This window comes from Paenibacillus vortex V453 (assembly GCF_000193415.1).
GTDB classification, from domain to species: Bacteria; Bacillota; Bacilli; order Paenibacillales; family Paenibacillaceae; genus Paenibacillus_AQ; species Paenibacillus_AQ glucanolyticus.
Genome location: NZ_ADHJ01000001.1, coordinates 344437 through 364448 on the forward strand (window position 1 = coordinate 344437; position 20012 = coordinate 364448).

The 20012-nt window shown below is 45.5% G+C and carries 14 protein-coding genes and 5 pseudogenes; 1 reads left to right on the forward strand and 18 read right to left on the reverse strand.

Annotated elements, in window-relative coordinates:
* The 16 genes and pseudogenes from rplI to rpsF all read right to left on the reverse strand — a co-directional run bounded on the left by rplI (position 1) and on the right by rpsF (position 16078).
* Positions 1-444 (reverse strand): 50S ribosomal protein L9, encoded by a 444-nt coding sequence (gene rplI / locus PVOR_RS01600; RefSeq protein WP_006207318.1) that lies wholly within the window; start codon positions 442-444, stop codon positions 1-3.
* Positions 441-2442, reverse strand: a pseudogene (locus tag PVOR_RS01605) (DHH family phosphoesterase). Before PVOR_RS01605 ends, rplI begins: the two are co-directional and overlap by 4 nt.
* Before the next feature lie 11 nt (positions 2443-2453).
* Positions 2454-3371, reverse strand: a complete 918-nt coding sequence (locus tag PVOR_RS01610; protein ID WP_006207320.1) for a DUF2232 domain-containing protein — start codon at positions 3369-3371, stop codon at positions 2454-2456.
* A 5-nt stretch (positions 3372-3376) separates the two neighbouring features.
* The gene (locus tag PVOR_RS01615) at positions 3377-3679 is read right to left on the reverse strand and encodes a MazG-like family protein (RefSeq protein WP_172964086.1); all 303 of its coding nucleotides are present in this window, start codon (positions 3677-3679) and stop codon (positions 3377-3379) included.
* Between the two features lie 252 nt (positions 3680-3931).
* Positions 3932-4375 (reverse strand): CBS domain-containing protein, encoded by a 444-nt coding sequence (locus tag PVOR_RS01620; protein WP_006207322.1) that lies wholly within the window; start codon positions 4373-4375, stop codon positions 3932-3934.
* A 231-nt stretch (positions 4376-4606) separates the two neighbouring features.
* Entirely contained in the window at positions 4607-5593 is a 987-nt protein-coding gene (locus tag PVOR_RS01625) for an LCP family protein (protein WP_006207323.1), read from the reverse strand.
* 242 nt (positions 5594-5835) lie between these two features.
* Positions 5836-6828 carry a D-alanyl-D-alanine carboxypeptidase family protein gene (locus PVOR_RS01630; RefSeq protein ID WP_006207324.1) on the reverse strand — a complete coding sequence of 331 codons (993 nt, stop codon included), beginning with the start codon at positions 6826-6828 and terminating at the stop codon, positions 5836-5838.
* A 217-nt stretch (positions 6829-7045) separates the two neighbouring features.
* Entirely contained in the window at positions 7046-8011 is a 966-nt protein-coding gene (locus PVOR_RS01635) for an ABC transporter ATP-binding protein (protein WP_006207325.1), read from the reverse strand.
* Complete coding sequence (locus tag PVOR_RS01640) at positions 8008-8985, reverse strand: ABC transporter ATP-binding protein (RefSeq protein WP_006207326.1); 978 nt, start codon at positions 8983-8985, stop codon at positions 8008-8010. Before PVOR_RS01640 ends, PVOR_RS01635 begins: the two co-directional genes overlap by 4 nt.
* 11 nt (positions 8986-8996) lie before the next feature.
* Positions 8997-9920 carry an oligopeptide ABC transporter permease gene (gene opp4C / locus PVOR_RS01645; RefSeq protein ID WP_006207327.1) on the reverse strand — a complete coding sequence of 308 codons (924 nt, stop codon included), beginning with the start codon at positions 9918-9920 and terminating at the stop codon, positions 8997-8999.
* Between the two features lie 12 nt (positions 9921-9932).
* A complete protein-coding gene (locus PVOR_RS01650; RefSeq protein ID WP_006207328.1) occupies positions 9933-10895 on the reverse strand; it encodes an ABC transporter permease in 963 nt (320 codons plus the stop codon).
* 66 nt (positions 10896-10961) lie between these two features.
* Positions 10962-12729: pseudogene (locus PVOR_RS01655) on the reverse strand (ABC transporter substrate-binding protein).
* A 730-nt stretch (positions 12730-13459) separates the two neighbouring features.
* Positions 13460-14135 (reverse strand): annotated as a pseudogene (locus PVOR_RS01660) (SOS response-associated peptidase).
* An 834-nt stretch (positions 14136-14969) separates the two neighbouring features.
* Positions 14970-15242 carry a 30S ribosomal protein S18 gene (rpsR, locus tag PVOR_RS01670; RefSeq protein ID WP_006207333.1) on the reverse strand — a complete coding sequence of 91 codons (273 nt, stop codon included), beginning with the start codon at positions 15240-15242 and terminating at the stop codon, positions 14970-14972.
* A 21-nt stretch (positions 15243-15263) separates the two neighbouring features.
* Positions 15264-15761, reverse strand: coding sequence for a single-stranded DNA-binding protein (gene ssb, locus PVOR_RS01675; RefSeq protein ID WP_006207334.1), 498 nt, complete (start codon positions 15759-15761; stop codon positions 15264-15266).
* Positions 15762-15807: 46 nt separating this feature from the next.
* A pseudogene (gene rpsF / locus PVOR_RS01680) lies at positions 15808-16078 on the reverse strand (30S ribosomal protein S6).
* Between the two features lie 258 nt (positions 16079-16336).
* Here rpsF and PVOR_RS01685 point away from each other — a divergent pair.
* The gene (locus PVOR_RS01685; protein ID WP_006207336.1) at positions 16337-16531 is read left to right on the forward strand and encodes a YjzC family protein; all 195 of its coding nucleotides are present in this window, start codon (positions 16337-16339) and stop codon (positions 16529-16531) included.
* Positions 16532-17572: 1041 nt separating this feature from the next.
* Here PVOR_RS01685 and PVOR_RS01690 read toward each other — a convergent pair.
* On the reverse strand, positions 17573-18766 hold the full coding sequence (locus tag PVOR_RS01690; RefSeq protein ID WP_006207339.1) for a transposase: 1194 nt from the start codon (positions 18764-18766) through the stop codon (positions 17573-17575).
* A 106-nt stretch (positions 18767-18872) separates the two neighbouring features.
* Positions 18873-19689, reverse strand: a pseudogene (locus tag PVOR_RS01695) (AbiTii domain-containing protein).
* Between the last annotated feature and the right edge of the window lie 323 nt (positions 19690-20012).

Consider the following 20012-nt stretch of genomic DNA (forward strand, 5'->3'; position numbering starts at 1 on the left):
TTACTCCTCCGTGATTTGAACCTTGACCGTCGCCTTGACGTCAGGATGCAGCTTCACCGGAACCTGGGTTACACCCAGACTGCGGATCGGATCGCTAAGTTCAATTTTGCGTTTGTCGATTTTGATCTTCTGTCCTGCCAGCGCCTCAGCGATTTGTTTGCTTGTGATTGCTCCGAACAGCCGGCCGCCTTCGCCTGCTTTGGCTTTCAGGACAACCGTCATCTCTTCCAGCTTCTTGCCAAGTGCCTGTGCATCTTCCTTCTCCTGAGCTTTACGCTTCTCCTCGGAAGCTTGCTGCTGCTCCAGGTTCTTCATGTTGCCATCGGTTGCCGGGCGAGCAACGCCGCGCGGAATCAGAAAGTTGGTAGCGTATCCTTCGGATACTTCCTTCACTTCACCTTTCTTGCCTTGGCCCTTCATATCTTTTATGAAAATGACTTTCATTCAAATAACCCCTCCTTTCGCTTCGATGTCCGCCAGTACCTCCATCAACTTCTCCTCTGCCTTCTCAGGCGTCGTATCCAGCTGTACTGCGGCGTTCGTTAAGTGTCCGCCTCCCCCGAGACGTTCCATAATCATCTGAACATTCATCTTGCCCATCGAACGGGCGCTAATACCAATCTTGCCGTCGGTGCGTTCGCTAATAACAAACGATGCCTGCACATCCGTCATATTAAGCAGCATATCCGCTACTTGAGCGATCAGCAGCTGCGGCATGGGCTCCCCGTTCTTCGATACCGCAATAGCGATATGGTCATATACCATTCTAGCATGTTTTACGATTTCTGCCTTCGCTATAAATTCTGTCAGATCTTCCTTGAGCACCCGCTGAATCATCATCGTATCGGCACCGTGACGCCGCAGGAATCCGGCGGCCTCGAATGTTCTCGATCCCGTGTGCAGCGCAAAATGCTTCGTGTCCACCGTAATCCCGGCTAATAACGCGGTGGCTTCAACCGGGGTAAGGGATACCCGCTCGTGAATATACTGAAGCACCTCCGTGACCAGCTCGCAGGTCGATGAAGCATACGGCTCAAGATAGATTAACACAGCGTCGTTGATGAACTCTTCACCGCGCCGATGGTGATCCATGACAACGACCCGGCTGGCACGATGCACCAGACGCGGTTCCATCGTCATGGAGGCTTTATGTGTATCAACGACAACCAGCAGCGTATGCTCCGTCATCATCTGCATCGCTTGTTCTGTCGAAACGAATCGGCTCATCAACGCCTCATCCTTCCGGACCTCTTCCATAATCCGTGAAATGGATGGGTTCAATCCCTCTAGGACAATGTAAGCCTCAACCTTGTACATCTGGGCAGCTTTCAGCACGCCGATGGCTGCTCCGATCACATCCATATCCGGCAGCTTATGCCCCATAATGATGACTTTGTCGCTCTCCTGCATCAAATCACGCAGCGCATGGGAGATGACGCGCGCTCTTACCCGCGTCCGCTTCTCCACCGCATTGGATTTACCGCCGTAGAAGGAAAGACGCTGGCCCGCTTTGACTGCGGCCTGGTCTCCGCCACGGCCAAGAGCCATATCCAGACTGGATTGCGCCAGCTGACCGAGCTCCGTGATGTCATCAGAGCCGAAGGCAAGGCCGACACTTAAGGTTAATGGCACCTTCAAATCAGCCGTCATCTCCCGGACTTCATCCAGGATCAGAAACCGGCTGTTCTCCAGTGCTTCCAGAGATCTGTGGTTCAGCATCATTAGATAACGATCCGACGAAAGTCTCCGCAGATAAACGTTAAATTCACGTGCCCAATCCGTGATCTCGCTGGTTACCTTTGCAATCAGCGCGGTCCGCTGCTGATCATCCATGCCCTGCGAAGCCTCATCGATGTTATCCAACATGATGATGCCCAGGGCCAGACGCTCATCCTCATAACGCTGCCTTAGCACCGCCAGCTCGGTGATCTCATCCAGATAAATCAGTCGTTCATCCGGAATGACCGTGGCTCCGTAGAACTTATCCTCGTGAGAGATCTCCAGCCTGATTTCCTTCGGCATTTTCTCCTTGTGTTCCTTCTTCTCTTGGGACTCCTGCAACGCTACCACCAGCTGGGGAAACAGCTCCTGCAAGGATACGCCAACCAGAGTCTGATTCGGAAACATGTTGACCACGAATTGATTATGCCATTCCAAGGTCCTGTCCTCGCTGTACAGCACAATGCCAAATGGCAGCACACTGACGGCTTCACCCTCTACCCGCTGAATCCGGAATGAGAGGTCACCGATGTAATCTACCAGCTCGCGGCGGAACTTCATCTCCGTCTTCAGCATGGCGTATCCGCCTGTTACCGCAAGCAGCAGCCCGACCAGGCCCAGGATCGTGTTGTAGAACGACAGGAAAATAACAAGCAAAAGCACTAGCGCAAACGCCCAGACGGTATGATAGCCGTGCCAGCGCTTCTGCAGAAATTTAGGCATGACTCATCACCCTATCTTTTGTTTTTACTAAAGGCCTGACGAAGTGGAAACGCCAGATCCAGGATTCCGATAATCATAGCCGGCGGGAACAGAACAATCGGGATAGCCGTCAAGAGCGGCACAATCGGATGCCATTTCCGCTCGTGAGCGAGGTAATAGAAGAACCCCAGCGCTTGAATCATGAAACAGATCTGCAGCAATGGCGTAGCATTGGCCACAATCATCTTCATGAAGGTATTGTCCGAATCGATGGTTGCAATATTGATGAAGAAAATAAGCAGGTAGTACCAGATCAGGGAGCGCGGCAGCATCCATTCTCTAGCCGGCTTCAGCCGAGGCACAGACAATCCCATGCTATGGAGTGTAGGGCGAGCCAGCGCGTGGGTTACCACGGTCATGAGAAACGAGCTGATGATCATCGCAAATGGAACCAAGCGCATCGTCTGATCCTTAATCAGCTGCGTATCAAGCTCCGTTCCCAGGAACTGACCACCGATCCCGCCTTCAACGCCCATCTCCGAAAGCGGAGCGGTCGTCATTTTCACGATCTCATCCACATAATCCGACAGGTTTAACTGGAAGAAAGCTGTGCTGATCATCAGCAGCAGAAGCATCTCCACCAGCATGACAGCCATGCCATACTTCAATACTTGCATTGCCGACTTCCGCTTCCTGTACAAATACCCCATAATAATTCCCGGAACCGCAAAATAAATCGCGAATAACAGATAGATGGGATCAATCAGAAGCGCAATAAGCCACACCGGCACCACATGCATAAAAAAAGATTTTGTATTCAAAGCCGTAAATAGAATCGCAACCGGCAGAACTAACAAGAAAGCCGTTACGATCGAAAAGGGTGTGAGTAATGATAGCAGCAGAAGCAAATAAATAACGCTCCATACCGCCGTAGTCCAGCGCAGTTTCAATATGTTCACCTCTTACGCAAATGTTCTTCGAGTGCGGAAATATCCTGGTACCAATCTTCCAGCTGATGTCCTTCCTGCTTATGCTTTTTCAATTTTTCTAACAAGAGATCATCCATATCCCGATAGGTCAAGCCGAGCCTTCGGCCCAGTATGTACGAGCTCATCATCAGGCTTGCCAAACTATCTCCAACCTTTGTAGTGCTGCCTTCCCATAGAGCTTTGAATAACCGGGATACATTATCGATTACTTCGGTTTTGAGCCATTCAATCACTTTAGCGCGTTTAGCTACATCCAAGTCCTTCGGCATATTTGGCATATCCATCTCTCCCTGAAAACAGCTTTATTCTCCATTATAGCATAAAAAAAAGCCACCCACACAAAGGCCCAGGGCACCCTGTCCATCCTTTAGTCCCATGGGAAAGAGATAACCTACCTTCTCTTTGTACTCCAATTAGGCCCAGCTTATTCCCCCGACTTCTGATCTTTTGGATAACTATGAAAAAACAGGGCGTGTTACCCACGTCATCATCGCGGTCCCACACCCTTGTTATTTACAATCCTAGATGGATTGAGGCGCCCCTTGGGACTCCATCGTCTCCTTGGAAACAAACCGTTCACAGTACTCAATAATGAGGCTTCTGCGCACAATCCCGATAAAGCGATTCATATCATCCACAACTGGCACGAAGTTCTGCACTTTTGCTAGATTAATCAGATCCTCCATCCGGGCATCGATGGACACCGGCTTCATGTCCATGCGGAAAGGAACATCCTTTAGCAAAAATTTCGAAGCGTTCTCAAATGTGATTTTGCCATCCGAGTTCTTCATATGCCACAACAGATCCCCTTCGGTCACCGTTCCAGCATACTCGCCGTTCTTACCGAGTACGGGCACAGCCGTATATCGATGAAACTCCATGCGTTCCAGCGTCTGTCTGAGTGTGGAATCCAGCGTTAAACAGATTACTTCCTGCTTCGGCAATAGAAAAAAAGCGATATTCATAAAACATTATCCTCCTTATGACTTCAACATCATGAAGCCATGTTAAGTAACCTTCTCTTATGAAGCCTAGGTATGCAGGTTACTCCTTCCCCTATCCATACTCATACATACGTTAGCTTCATCGTTCTGATTCCCTTGTATAGGGCAGAAAATCAGCAGCCAGACAACCCGGACTGCTGATTGAGGTGAAGCAACGCACTATGACCATCATCCGGAAGTACCGGTGTTTATTTATTTCAGTTTTTGCTTCTCTGCATCTTTTGGCTGCAGCAGTTGGTTGGCCGGTGTGTTCGGATTCATCCAGCTGTCAATCAGATCGCGGGCTTCCTGCACATCTTCCATATCGGGTTCATTATAATAAACACCGCCTATTTTCATGCCTTCGCCCATAATCGTATAGCTGGTCATATCCACCTTGCCTCCAGTCAGCATCTGCTTGGCCAGATCAATAATGAACTTTGGCTGCATGTCGGTTTGGAAATTATCACCCATGATCTCAATCAGCTCCGGCACCTTGCCGATCTGATCAAGCTTCATGACCCGCTTGGCAGCGACATCCAGAAACACCTGTTGTCTCTTCGCCCGATTAAAGTCGCTATCTTCACGGTAACGCACATAATTCAAGGCTTCCTCACCGTTGTAAATCGGCTTGTTTGCCTCGATTGTAAATTTCTCGTGGTCTTTGCCTTTATTGACGATATCCTTGCCAATCGGCAGTTCAACCCCGCCAATGGCGTCAACCACGTCCTTCAATCCCTGAAAATTAATGGAGGCATAATAGTTGAGGTCCTCCTCAAAAAATGCTTCCATCGTATCTTTGGCCATCTGATGACCACCAAAGGCAAATGCGTGGTTAATCTTATCCTTCTTGTCCTTACCGATAATATCGACATACGTGTCCCTTGGAACTGAAATGAGCAGCACCTTGGAATCCAGTGGACGCACAACTGCATAGATCAACGTGTCCGAACGCGCAGGCTCATCCTCCCGCTGGTCACTGCCCAGCAGCATGACAGAGAACGGTTCGCTTTGAAGTACTACAGGCTCGGGTGTCTTGTCGCTCTGCAGCGGTTTATACGATTTCTGCAATGATTCCTCTACATCCTTTGCCATAAACAAATCAAAGGCTACAACCGCAAGCTGTGTTCTGAACAAAAATGCGGATGATCCCAGCAGTATGACAACAGCGAGAGTAATATATATTGATTTCCTCTTCATGAGTTCGATTCCTTCTTTATTATAAAATAAATTAATGGATAAGTCAGATCGTTAAAGGCCCTTAATTGCACCCAAAGCTACTTGGCTCACCCTCCTTTCCTTATTAAACGGGATATCCTCCCGTTGACTCACTTTTATTTAGAAGACCAGCTTCAGCACATCATCTATTGTAAACCAGATGATTATCAATTGTGAACCCTTCACGGGCAGTTCTATAAATCTACCAAATCTTCATCTATCAGCTAAACAGCAAGCTTATCATGTGAAAGAGCAAGCTTATCATGCGAAAGAGCAGCTGCGATTCCCGAATATTGAAACCAGTCATCCAGCCGCTCTTTCCATGTTAACGTTTTGGCAAATCCGTAGTCAAATAGCTTTCGGGTCTCCTCAAATCTTGCTTCTTTGGATTCAGTTCCCATGACAACCGCGATAAGCCGGCTGCCTTGCTTCTCGGCTGTACCCGTGAAACAGTACCCTGCGTTGACCGTGTATCCTGTCTTTAAGCCGTCTGTACCTTCATAAGAGTAGGGGCCTCCCAGTGACGGCAGCATCCAGTTGGTGTTGCTTAAATATAAATTTCGTCCACTTATTTTCGTTTGAGTCTTGCTGGAGGTGCTGAGAATATCGGGGTGGCTTTTAATCAAATGCGCGGCAAGCTTGGCAGTGTCTTCGGCTGTCATCACGGTTTCTCTCTCCGAAGACCATTCCTGGTCGTTGTCCGTATGGCTCTCTACGCCCGAAGCATTCACGAAATGCGTAGAACTGGACATCCCGATCTCTTTAGCCTTGGCATTCATCTTCTGGACAAACGCCTCCTCGGAACCTGCAAAATGCTCCGCAAGAGCGACGGCGGCATCATTGGCCGAATAAACCGTTATGCTCTGGAACAACTCGCGCACCGTAAGGAATTCACCGGACTTTAAGGCAATCTTAATTCCACTTACGCCGCTTGCCGTATCGCTGATCTGAACTTCATCATCCCAGGATTTTTTTCCTGTTTTGATATCATCCAGTATCACCAATTCTGTCATCAGCTTGGACATGCTTGCAGGCGGTAAGGGGATATCGCCGTTCTCGCTGAGCAAAATACGCCCGGTGTTCAGATCCATCAAGACAACCGCTCGCGCGTCCACCTTGGGCCTAAACCCCGCTCGTTCTATATTTCCTATGACCACCGCCCCAATGGGTACGGTTATTAACAATACCATCACCAGCCAAAGCCACCGTTTTTTCATAGAATTTAGCCCTCCATACTATTAGACGGATGAAACGGGCATTTGGTCTGCTTTTTTTCAAAAAAAATATTTAGGAATATTTGTAAGTTCATTCACTGGTTTAACGGAAAAAAGGACCCCCATCCGCCCATAGACGGAGGAAATCCTTCAGTAACTCTGTTAAACTTCTTATCCATATGAAGTTAATTGTCAGAAAATTTAGATAAGAAGAGTCATATTAAGCGTAGTGACAAGCTACAAAATGATTATCGCCCATATTGCGGTATTCTGGAATCTCCTGTTTGCACAGATCCGAAGCCAGCGGACAGCGAGTGTGGAACTTACAGCCGGATGGCGGATTCGCCGGGCTTGGAATGTCGCCTTTCAGTACGATCCGATCGCGCTTCAGCGTTGGATCCGGTACGGGTACGGCTGACAGCAACGCTTTGGTATAAGGATGCAGCGGATTGCGGAACAGCTCTTCCTTGCTGGCCATTTCTACCATCGATCCCAGATACATTACCCCAATTCGATTGCACAAATGCTCTACAACGCTGAGATCATGAGAAATGAACAGATAGGTCAACTGCTTCTCACGCTGCAAGTCACTAAGCAAGTTGATGATTTGCGCTTGGATTGAAACATCCAATGCCGATACGGGCTCATCCGCTACGATAAAGTCGGGATTTAGAATCAACGCACGGGCAATCCCGATCCGTTGTCGTTGTCCGCCAGAGAATTCATGCGGATAACGATCATAGTGATATGCGGCAAGGCCGCAGATCTCAAGCGTTTCAATAACCCGGTCTTTAAGTTCTCTGCGATTAACTAAGCCGTGGTCAATCAGAGCCTCGCCAATCGCTTCCCCTACTTTAATTCTTGGGTTCAGCGAGCTAAATGGATCCTGAAACACGATTTGCATTTTCGGACGAAGTGCACGCAATTTCTCTTTAGATAATGAATGGATATCCTGACCATTGAAGATTACTTTACCTTCTGTTTTTTCCAGCAAGCGAAGAATGGTCCGGCCAATGGTGCTCTTACCGCAGCCTGATTCGCCTACAAGCCCAAATGATTCGCCTTTGTTAATGGAAAAGCTGACGCCATCGACCGCTTTTACATTGCCCACCGTCCGCTGCAATATGCCGCCGGTAATGGGAAAGTATTTCTTCAAACCATCAATTTCGACCAGTGCCTGACTCATTGTGCTTTCCCCTCCTCTTCATACAACCAGCAAGCGACCTTGTGGCCATTCGGATCGGTACCGAGCGGAGGTGTTTTCTCTGTACATATCTGCATGCACGATTCACAGCGATCATGGAAATGACAGTTGTCTCCAAGATCCACCGGGTTTGGAACCTGTCCCGGAATTGAGTACAGACGTTCCTGCGTCTGGTTAATAATCGGTTTAGCTTTCAGAAGTCCTTTGGTATAAGGATGCTTCGGATGCTTGAAGAGCTCGATTACAGGCGCTTCTTCAATGACTTTGCCTGCATACATAACTACAACATAATCCGCCATCTCGGCGACCACACCCAGGTCATGCGTAATTAACATAATGGATGTGTTCAGCTTCCCTTTAATATCGCGCATCAGATCCAGAATCTGGGCCTGAATCGTAACGTCGAGTGCTGTTGTTGGCTCATCAGCGATCAAGAGCTTCGGATTACAGCTGAGTGCAATGGCAATCATGATCCGCTGGCGCATACCGCCACTAAGTTCATGCGGATAAGAGTCGAAAATCTTCTCCGCACGCGGAATCCCAACGAGATTAATGAGGTCAATTGCACGTTTTTTTGCTTCTTTACGATTAACCAACTGATGAAGCAGAATCGGTTCAACAATTTGTTCCCCGATCGTCAATACCGGGTTGAGTGAGGTCATCGGTTCCTGGAAGATCATGGCGATATCATTACCACGAATCAAGCTCATTTCGCGCTTGCTCATCTTCAGAAGGTCCTTGCCATCATAAAAAATCTCGCCCCCTACTGGAGGTGTATCAATTAAACGCATGAGTGACATGGCTGTCACGCTTTTACCACAGCCCGATTCACCTACCACGCACAGTGTTTCGCCTTCACGGATTTTGAAGCTGACATCGTCGACGGCTTTTACAGTACCTGCGGAGGTTTGAAAATGCGTTTTTAAATTACGGAATTCAACTAATTCTTTTGCCATATTCGCATCTCCTACTTCTTCATTTTCGGGTCAAGTGCGTCGCGAAGCCCGTCACCAATCAAGTTGATTGCTACAACCGTTACAAGAATGCACATGCCTGGCGGTATCCAGAGCCACGGTCTCTTACGGAAGTCAATCAAATTGTTTGCGGCTGAGATCATATTCCCCCATGATGGCGTTGGTGGAACAACACCAACCCCGAGAAAGCTTAATGCAGATTCATAAATAATCGCACCTGCTACGCCTAATGTTGCCGATACAATAATGATAGGAATCGTATTGGGCAGCAAATGACGGAAGATTTTCCGACGATCTTTAAGCCCCAAAGCTTCCGTTGCCTGCATAAACTCCTGTTCACGAAGAGTCAATATTTGCCCCCGCACGAGACGGGAAATACCGCTCCAGCCGAGTACACCGATAATCAGCATTAGGAAATAGATACGATCTGCTGGTTCGACCTTCAAGTCGGACAAGATAGCACCCAAAATAATGAGGATCGGCAGTGTAGGCAAGGCCATGAAGATGTCAGCCATACGCATAATCAGCGTATCTACCCATCTGCGATAAAATCCTGCCAAAGCGCCAAGGGTGGCACCGATAATAATGGAAATCCCTGTGGCTACAAGTCCAACCGTAAGGGATATTCTGCCCGCGAGCATCATACGCAGGAGAATGTCACGCCCCAGTTTATCGGTTCCTAGCCAGAACTTCGAGCTTGGGGGCAAATTCTTGTCAGCTACACTGTAATCATATAAGGAATAAGGTGAGAATACTGGGCCAACAAAACATAACAAAAACATAAATACGATTATGAAAAGTCCAATGACAGCGAGACGGTTTCTGGAAAAACGGCGAATAGCTATTCGCCATGGAGAATCCGGCTGCTTCTTCTGAACTGGTAGATTCGTTTTTAATGGTGCAGCCTCTGCGGACAAATGAATCTCCTCCTACTTTAAGCGAATTCTTGGATCTGCAGCTCCATACAGAACGTCAGACAACAGGTTGCCGAGAAGTGTCAGTATAGATATGAATACCGTGAAACCTAGCATAAACGGATAATCCCGCATGCTGATGGATTCCAGATATACTTGACCTACCCCGGGCCAGATGAAAATCTTCTCCAAAATGATGGCCCCACCAAATAAGCTTGGTAGTTCGAAGCCCATCAAAGTGATCGCAGGGAGCATTGCATTGCGCAGCGCATGCTTGAAGATAACCGTACGTTCTTTCAAGCCTTTAGCCCGAGCAGTCCGAATGTAATCCTGACGGATAACTTCCAGCATGCTTGTACGGAAATACCGCGTCAAACCACCTGTGCTTAGCATGGTAAGTACGGTAACCGGCATGAACATATGCCATGCAATATCAACAAGTTGATCCCATGTGTTTCCATTAAACCCTGAAGTCTTCATGCCGCCAACCGGGAACCACCCTAAATCCAAAGCTAAAAACTTGATAAGAAGGAGTCCAATAAAGAAAGAAGGCAGTGACATACACAAAAAGATAACTAATGTGACAATCTTATCAAATAAAGAGTATTGGAACTTGGCTGAGAATACGCCAGCAAATATTGCAATAATCCAACTCAATATCAAACTGAAAAAGGCAATAAAAAAGGAATTCCATACATAGTTCCCCATTACGGTTGTAACAGGTTGTTTGTGCACAAGGGAATCTCCGAGATTACCCTTTAACATATTGCCGACCCACGTCAGATAACGCTCGACTGGCGGCTTATCCAAACCGTAAATTGCCCGAAGCTGTGCTGCCTTCTCAGCAGTCATCGTCGGGTTGTTCACTGCAGTGATATAATCACCTGGTACCAAAGATGATATAGCAAATATGATAATTGAAATCCCGATCATTGTCGGGATAATCTGCAGCAGCCTCCGGATAATGTACTGCTTCATAATATTCCTCCCGGCTTATAAGTGGATATGCCCAGCTCTTGCGAGCTGAGCATATGTTTCTTGATGCTATTGTTCAATTTCCGCTTTGTAAAGATCAATAGCGAAAGTTTTGTAAGGCGTAATATCGATGCCGTTCAATCTGGAGTTGATTGTCCATGCATCACGTCTTTGATAAATCGGGAGGTCCGGAACATCTGCGTTCAGAATTCGATATGCTTCTGCATAAGCTGCTTTACGTTCTTCCAGATCAAAGGCGTTCAAACCTTTTTTCATAGCTGCGTCATAAGCAGGATTGGAGTATCCGATATCGTTCTGATTTCCATCCGTAATATATACAGTGGAGTCTGGATCTGGAGTCAAGCCCCATGCAGCAAAGAACATTTCGAACTCGCCTTTATCCTTCTTGTCCATGATGGCGTTAAAATCCAAAGTTTCTGCGGTTAATTTGATACCCAACTCTTGGTAATTTTGAGTCATTACTGGAATCAGCGCATCAATTACCGGGTTGTCTGCTGTAGCAGAGAAATGAATTTCAAATTTCTTGCCGTCTTTTTCGCGGATGCCGTCAGCACCTGGTGCCCAGCCTGCTTCATCAAGAAGCTGCTTCGCTTTCTCCATATCAAACTCGTGAGGCTCAATGCCTTCTTCTGTGTAAGCCCATGATTGGCTGGACTGTGGAATGTTGATCACGTTAGCATATTGACCATAGATGATTTCTACAACTTCTGCACGGTTCAAACCATAGATCAAAGCCTGACGGACTTTAGGATCTTGGAATTTTGGATCTTTATGGTTCATTGCAACATAGCCATAACCATTGGTTGGGAAAATGTTAATGTCCAGGAAGACCCATTTCTTTCAAAGCCTCTACATTATCCTCGTTTACTGTAACCATATCCATATCGATCTCACCGGATTGGAACATAGCCAATCTGGTTTCTTCAGTTGTTGTTTTGTAAATTACGTTTTTGATTTTTGGTGCGCCCAGGAAATAGTTAGGATTTGCTTCCAATACTACCTCTTGACCTGGGGAGAAGCTCTTCAGTACATATTGACCGCTGCCAATAGGTTTAGCGTGCAGTTCTTTCATGTACTCGAGATTTCCTTGCTTGTAACCTTTGCCATAGTAAGATTCTGGAACAAACGAAACGGTTCCGAGATTGTCTTTTGTCATCGCATTTGCTTCTGTAACTTCAATTTCAATCGTGTTATCATCGATAACTTTAATACCGGAAATATCGGTAGCTTTGCCTTCGTTATACTCTTTACCGCCTTTGATGTTGACAGACAGCATATCGGTTTGACCGTCATAGCTGGAATCATGATAAACCTTCATTGCAAACGCATAATCTTTTACTGTAACCGGGTCACCGTTTGAATAGGTAACGCCTGGTTTCAATTTGAATGTATACTTCAACTTATCCTCGGAAACCTCAACACTTTCAGCCAAACGGTTCGCGTAAGTACCGTCACCTTGAATAGAGAAGAAAGAGTCGAACATAGCTTCTACAACAAATTTGTCATATGCAGTTTGCCAGTAGAATGGGCTAAATACCCCTTTTGGTGCTGTCATACCAACAATAAGTGTATCTTTACGATTCAATGCAGCTGCTGGGTTCAATGATGGATCAGTAGCTTCGAAGTAACCTTGGCTCTCATCTCCACCTTCGGCTGGCGGTTCTGTAGTTTCTGTGCCATTGCCTTCAGCTGGTGGTTGCTCTGTTTGCTCCCCTTGACTTGGTGGCTGTTCTGCTGTTCCTCCGCCCGAGCACGCTGCCAGAACCGTAACGGCCATGAGCATGATCACGAACAAGAGTGACATTCTTTTCTTCATGCGAATCCTCCTCTTAAAAAATGTTGTTGCTATAAATTATCAGGACGAATATTGAAATCATCCTTAAATAATTTCGGGTACTTATACTTAAAAGTTCCTGGGATGTCATTGCATGATGTGAAATAAATTGAAAGATTTACAGAAAATATACCATTGGTCAATTAGTGCCAAAGTCTCTAGCAATATCTTCTTGCCTATAAAATTAATGTTATGATACGTGTAAATTTAGGTAACGTCAATTACTTTTTTTCTATTTTTCTTCAAAAATCATGTTTTTAACGTCGTTTTTGGGGGTAATAATTAAGTTTATTTCCGTTGTATATCCTTAGTTTACTGAAAATGTATGTAATATCAAGATTTATTTACAATAAATAACTATAAACTCATTGGTATTTGCACTGTTTACGTCATGAATCATAACACAGTATTTTATTAATCATTTAAAACCTTTTGTTTTTCAATATTTCGGTCAAATAAATGTTATGTTATATTACACAATACCATTTAGTTCCTTCTTGATAAAGCAAGAACTTAATTCCATGTTATATATCATTCTGACCATAAGCTTTTACTCGTTATTAGATGACGTAATTCATCCGCTTTCCATATTTTCATAGTTTAGTCCACTGCTCCATTAACGCTAAAAAAGCAACCCGAGCACAGCTCCAGATTGCTTTTTGCTTTGAATTCCATGTCAGATAAATCGACCTTTGTCTTTCATACTTACGAACTATAGGTTCTTCACCCAAGCTAATTTTAAATCCATTTCTTCAATACACTGCTGATGATCATGCGAATCGTCAGCTATAAGTGGTGTTACTGGATACATCCGCATCTGTCCCCGATACGTGTTAAGCAGCGGATAGACCGCATTCGTTCCCTGGACCTCAGGATCTAACCACTTGCGCATATTCTCTTCTGACAAAATAGCTGGCATGCGCGTTTCGAATTCCCGAATGGCTTCATTCGCTTCTGTCATTAAGACCGTGCATGTTCTCATTTCGTTGCCTACTGGCATCCCGCCATGTCTCATATAGCCCTGCCATGCCGAAAATTTCATTCTCCCCGATAACCGTTCTGACAGCATAACCCCGTTTACCAATCGTTCTCCAGTAATATAAACCGTTGCATGGAATAACGCATCGTCTCGTATCGATTGCTCTCCGGTATGTTGGGTTCTGATCCACTGTCGTAAAATCGGCATTGACCGCGTCCTTTCCCCAATATGGAACCAGCCCCCAGCGATACTCATCAAGCACGCGCTCCCCCTGCTCCTGTACGATGACGGGCATGGTTTGGGTTGGACTAATATTATACCGGCTCTTATAATAATACATTACCCGATGGATACCAAAACGTTCATTCACCTCATCGATCCCTGCGGATAGTGAGAATCTTCTGCACATACAACTACCTCCTTTTTCCTTATCGTTTGGATAATGGAGGAGGAATATGCATAATAAGACTAACATCATTGAGCTTCCACTTCATGTACGCTTGTATCCCTGGAGTGGACATCAGGGAACTGAAAGATTTCTGCAAATTTTATGTAATCACAATATTAAATTTTCTTTAGTGCAATATTACAGCAATGTGCGTTCTCTCTGATTAAATAGGCAGAACATCCTCTTCTATATAGAGGCATAAATGATGCTGTAATGATCTCATTTTTCGATACATCTCTTGTAGATTTCTTGGACTGTTTATTTAATGGGTTTCATGCTTATTTAAGGTGGCCTCTGTATAGCTATATATAATAGAAGGAATTTTTTTCGAAGGGTGGTTTTCAGCCGTTTATTTTTAATTTTTCTTTCTGAATGAAGGTCTAAATCATTCTTGACAATGTATTGCTTGCAATAGACAATGTCCATTTGAAACAGACAGGGTTTCAGGGCTTTAAAACTGGAAAGCTTTACACCGCACTTGTATTTCTTGTGCACAGCCATGTAATCAAAATGTACACTCTGAGGAGACAGTATTCTTCTACGAAGACATTGTATCCCAACATTTGGTTAAACTGATATCACCATAAATTTGATGATTACTTTCACTGCTGTGATGATATGAGCCCAGGCATTTTCTCTTTGCTGATCGTTCAGCTTTTATCAGAGGGGCAATTTATACCTCTAGCAAGAAGGATCATGCCTGCTAAGCTACCTCTGCTCGCAGACAAGCTGTTGACTTACACAATAAAAAAGCGATCCAGCCTATGGTTAGGCTGGATCGCTGGAGCACAATGATTACTCAGTTGTGTATGGAAGCAATGCGATTTGACGGGAGCGTTTGATCGCAATCGTCAGAGCACGCTGGTATTTTGCACTAGTGCCTGTTACACGACGAGGCAAGATTTTTCCGCGCTCGCTGATGAATTTTTTGAGCAGATCTGTATCTTTATAATCAATGTGAGTAATTTTGTTCACAGTGAAGAAACATACTTTACGACGCTTGTTACGGCCGCCACGGCGTGCCGGTCTTTTGTCGTTGTCTCCGCCTTCTCTTTGTTTAAAAGCCATGCGTTGTCAGTCCTTTCCGTATTAAAATGGCAAATCATCATCCGATATATCGATCGGTTTTCCTTCATCGGAAAAAGGATCCTGATTGTTGTTTCGCGAGTAGTTATTGTTCCCACGGTTTCCGCCGCTGCTATTGCTGCTGCTGCTTCCTCCGCTGAACGACGATTCCTCACGAGTTCCTCCGCCACCGCTTGTTTCACGGTTTGACTCCAAGAAGCGAACATTATCGGCAATGACTTCGGTGACGTATACACGCTTACCTTCGTTATTCTCGTAATTCCGCACTTGAATGCGCCCCTCAACAGCCGTCAGACGGCCTTTACGCAGATAGTTGGCACAAGTCTCCGCAAGCTGTCTCCAGGTCACGACCGGAATAAAATCCGCTTCGCGCTCCCCGCCTTGTCCAGTAAATGGACGATCAACAGCAAGTGTAAATTGCGTTACAGCAACACCTGAAGGAGTATATCGCAGCTCGGGATCCTTAGTCAGTCGGCCAATCAAAATGACACGGTTCAACAATCCAATCCCCTCCTAGAACGAAATCAATTACAAAGTCTTCTACATCTTAAGCAACGTCGTTCGTGATGAGATAACGAATAACTTCGTCAGAAATCTTCATGAGACGCTCAAGTTCAGCTACAACTTCAGGTGTTGCGTTGAAGTTTACCAGAACGAATACGCCATCACGGAATTTCTTGATCTCATACGCAAGACGGCGTTTACCCATTACGTCATGCTTTGTAATTTCTCCGCCGTTGGAGATGATGCCTTGGAATTTATCGACTGCAGCTTGAAACAGTCTTCTTGTTCTAATGTCAGGTACGAATAATGTACATCACTTCATATTTGACGCATATGTTTCACCTCCTTATGGACTTCGGCCCTCAATCCCTGTTGAGAGCAAGGAGCGAGTCTAACTCGCACCATAATACTATATCAGAACGGATGATCGGATGCAAGTTTCTTTTCCCTGTCGTACAGGCACTCTTCCCTTTATTACCGCGCTTTTCTCACATTCCCTGCGATGATTTGCCGTCCATTGGCGCATGATAATACATGCAGTCCATCCATCATAATGAGGAGGTAGACCCGCAATGGGAGAACAGACCGAATTTCGTGCAGGCGACAAGGCCCCTAACAACGGGGTTTATATGGAAGTAGGCGTCAGAGACCATATCATGGGGATCGAGAATCCGCGCCAGATCAAAATGAGCCGGGGTGACACCTTTCCAGAAACCCAGAATGATGACCGTGTATGGTTGAATAAACGCAGAGTACAGCCTAAGTAACAAAAGAAAGCTGTGCTCACTTTTATCAAATAAGCCGCGTCACTGTTGATTCATTGTATCTGCAGATGGCATTCGCGTGATACAGGTTCCGCCATCAATTGGGCTTTATGGATCCACATATCCATCCACGTGAATCCCTCATTGAACAGCGAGGCATATATTTCCATCAACGTAACCATGCATACAAATCATGCTTCAGGCGCACATTATAATCAGGCGGTGCATGAGAGAGGTGTGGTTCCGTTGAACGTTGCAGCTGAACGACGCATGAGGTTTCTGATATTCACACGGATTGCAAGCTAAGGAAATGAGCCGAATGCTTGACCTCTTGGACAAGTGAAGCTATTGACAAGGTTCGCATAAGTGCTGATAAAATGATTCCAATTCACAAGCACCGCCTACCCAGAAGGAAGGGCCCAATCGGGTCCTTCTTTTTTTCACTTCAGCAAGTGGATTGGATAAATTCCTTAGCAAATCGAAAAACACTCTCTGCAGGATAACCTTGCAAGAGAGTGTCTTATTCAAAGGTGCATATACAGCTTACACCTAACTTATGTAACCGTCTCGTTTACATCCATAACAGCGGAACTTATAAACGATGGTGGCGGAAAGGGTGGGATTCGAACCCACGCACGCCTTGCGACGCCTAACTGATTTCGAGTCACATTTTCGTTATCGTTTCCGGTATAACTGGCGTTTTATCAACGTTCAGCTTACGGCCACATAACGGATTGATTCGGTCACATCTACGCTTATCGGATTAGTTTCTACTATTATAATAGCATGAAGATACAACCTCATCAACCTAATTATAGATATGGAAAGTCTAATTTGGACATCTCATGTATCAATCCGGAGGCAATTAGATTGGTACTTACCCCCCCAAGAGTTTTCTTAAGCAAAGTGAGTCCTTTCTTAATTGAGCATTTTGCATAATTCGAAAATTGACGTAAAGACAACAGGATCCAATAAGGATCAAGCTTATATGGTGGCTCCATTCTAAAAATGGACAGACCTGCAGAATTTTGCCGTTTCTATTTTTTAAACTGCTATTTTGTTCTTTTTACCTGTTACAGAAAGCGCAGAGACGAGCAGTACAATAGCGTTGAGATACTGGTGAGTTGTGACTTTCTGAATCCCCCAGACATGCAAGCTGTCTGCGGTAAGGTGGGTTTTCATTCTGGAGTTGCATCGTTCCACACTGGTACGTTCATTGTAAAGTTCCTTCCAACGCTTGGTATCTCGATGCGGACTGCTGTACCGTCTCAGGTCGTCTTTCACATCTACCTTCACCACCATACCGTAGTTGGAAGAGGAACAAGCGGTCATACCTAGTGGACAATCGACTTTACCGGTGGCGTGAGGGCAGCGAAATTTCAAAACATCGTCGTCAGCACCCCAATACGTCATCGCAAACCCCATGGAGCAGCAAGGCGTTCCGTTCGTTGACATTCCAGCAGGAGGTTCCTTCTCTCCCCGAGGATTGAGTGGTACAATAGCTTGCGCCTTCACGTTCCGGGCAGCTTCGTAAACCTTCATTTGGTCGTAGCCGGCATCGAGCATAAAGAATTTCACGTCGGTTTCGGCAGTTACGGTTTTAATCAAGCCTGGAGCCATCTCCCCATCATTGACATGCGCTGGCGTGACTTCGAGAGCGAGCGGAAGTTCACTTTGCGTATCCACAGCCAGGTGGAGCTTGTAACCGAACCAAGTGACCTTGTTGCCAAAGGAGTCGAACTTCGCTCCCCAGTTGGCATTGCCCGTTTGCTCGCTCTTTCTCTTGGGCTTCTTTTCTTCGTAAGCATGGATCGCAGCGCTGTCGATCGCGACGTGGCTGCCGTCGATGACGCCTTCTTGTCTACAGCGTTTTACCAAATCATCGAACAACTGTTTAGCCAAGTTTTTCTTCGTCAGATCAGCAAAGACTCGGCTTAATGTAGCGATGGATGGAGCTTCACGATCGAGCGAAAGTCCACATTGATAGCGAAATCGAAGATCAGTTTCCAGTCGATGATGTAAGCCGGTAAAGGTCTGAATATGCTCAAGAGGAGCAGCTAAAAGGGCACGCAAAATGCCTTCTCGACAGTGGCCACCAGCCCCTCGGGGTGAACGACTTCGCAGTTCTTTCGCGTAAGGACGAAGATCCAAGGCACTAAAAAAGATAGGCAACCGATCTTTCGAATGAATTTGTATCAGGTCTTCAAAGGAAAACAGACTTTCTTGGAGAATATACAAGGTGACTTCCTCCATTCTTGAGGTTTTTGGTTTGGTCACCGAAAAACTTCGCCAAGTTGGGGTGAAGTCCCTTTTTTATGTGTGGAAATCCTTGTGTATCAAGGACTCAGATTAATGCAAAATGCTCAATTACACCATGATCAGGATTCTCAGAGTTAGCTTCTTCTTTAATGTTAGCCAATTCTTTCTTTACTTCATTTTCAATGTCAGCTGCCAGGTTGAGTTTGCTTAGATTCTCATCGAAGGTTTCTACAAACTTAATCAGGGAATCGCTATTATAATTTGATATACTTAAGGATTGTTCAGATCCTGTTGTAGCTTGTTGTATTTGAGACTGGTTCATATTTTCAATAATATTTACAATATTATAGGAGTGCTCTTTTGCTGTTTCTTTTTCTTTCACCGAGAAACTCATCCCTTCTCCTGTTATACCATCCTCTTCTAGCTTTATTGACCATTCCAATATTATATTTCTAACAGAATGAAGAATCTGTTCTACCTGTGAACTTGAAATTTGCATTCTAAACGAAGTTTGAAATGGAGTCTGTTTTTGTAGTAATTTTACTCCCTCTACTGGATAACTCATTTCTAAAGTTCCCTTTGAATTCTTAACAGCTGACTCAAGCTCTGTTACAGATTGGCCTACCATTCTTGAACTAAATAACATTTGTAGTTTACTACCATCAAACTCAATTGGCCTCCACCCATAGTAAGGATTATAGAACTGAGCCTGCCCTTTTATATTTCGATACTCCGGTACTGTATCCCCGCCAGTGTACCCGATTCATCTCATTTTGGAGCCAGTTTTGGAAGTCTGGAATATTCAGCTTTCTTGCAACAACATATGCCTTCTTTATTAAGTCAGCAATACTTACTTTAGAGTCTAGTGCATCTCGTTGAAGTTCCACAACCAATGACGTCATAAAGTTTGCCCCTCTCTATTTCCCTACTCTAAATATAATAACATTTCCATACTTACCCAAACACCATGAGTTTAAAATTTTACGCGGATTCTTCGGGTATCAGATTTCGGGTTCGTTCGCGGGAGGCACACCCCGCCCTTCGCGGGATCGACCGTTATGCATTCGTTATTCATCGCGATACCTAGCTGATTGATAATCATAACGGTGTCGGCTAACGCTGTAATCCGCATGGTTACGCCATTAGTCCGATTACGTCCGATTATGCATCGTATTCAAACCGTTTATACACCGATTTAGCGCATAAATATGCGGTTGGACCCCCC

Excerpts from the sequence above, each read along its gene's own strand:
- PVOR_RS01650 (WP_006207328.1), bottom strand. The coding sequence starts at position 10,895 with ATGAAGCAGTACATTATCCGGAGGCTGCTGCAGATTATCCCGACAATG.
- PVOR_RS01620 (WP_006207322.1), bottom strand. The coding sequence starts at position 4,375 with ATGAATATCGCTTTTTTTCTATTGCCGAAGCAGGAAGTAATCTGTTTA.
- PVOR_RS01625 (WP_006207323.1), bottom strand. The coding sequence starts at position 5,593 with ATGAAGAGGAAATCAATATATATTACTCTCGCTGTTGTCATACTGCTG.
- PVOR_RS01640 (WP_006207326.1), bottom strand. The coding sequence starts at position 8,985 with ATGGCAAAAGAATTAGTTGAATTCCGTAATTTAAAAACGCATTTTCAA.
- PVOR_RS01635 (WP_006207325.1), bottom strand. The coding sequence starts at position 8,011 with ATGAGTCAGGCACTGGTCGAAATTGATGGTTTGAAGAAATACTTTCCC.
- PVOR_RS01685 (WP_006207336.1), top strand. The coding sequence starts at position 16,337 with ATGGGAGAACAGACCGAATTTCGTGCAGGCGACAAGGCCCCTAACAAC.
- rplI (WP_006207318.1), bottom strand. The coding sequence starts at position 444 with ATGAAAGTCATTTTCATAAAAGATATGAAGGGCCAAGGCAAGAAAGGT.
- PVOR_RS01615 (WP_172964086.1), bottom strand. The coding sequence starts at position 3,679 with ATGCCGAAGGACTTGGATGTAGCTAAACGCGCTAAAGTGATTGAATGG.
- PVOR_RS01630 (WP_006207324.1), bottom strand. The coding sequence starts at position 6,828 with ATGAAAAAACGGTGGCTTTGGCTGGTGATGGTATTGTTAATAACCGTA.
- rpsR (WP_006207333.1), bottom strand. The coding sequence starts at position 15,242 with ATGGCTTTTAAACAAAGAGAAGGCGGAGACAACGACAAAAGACCGGCA.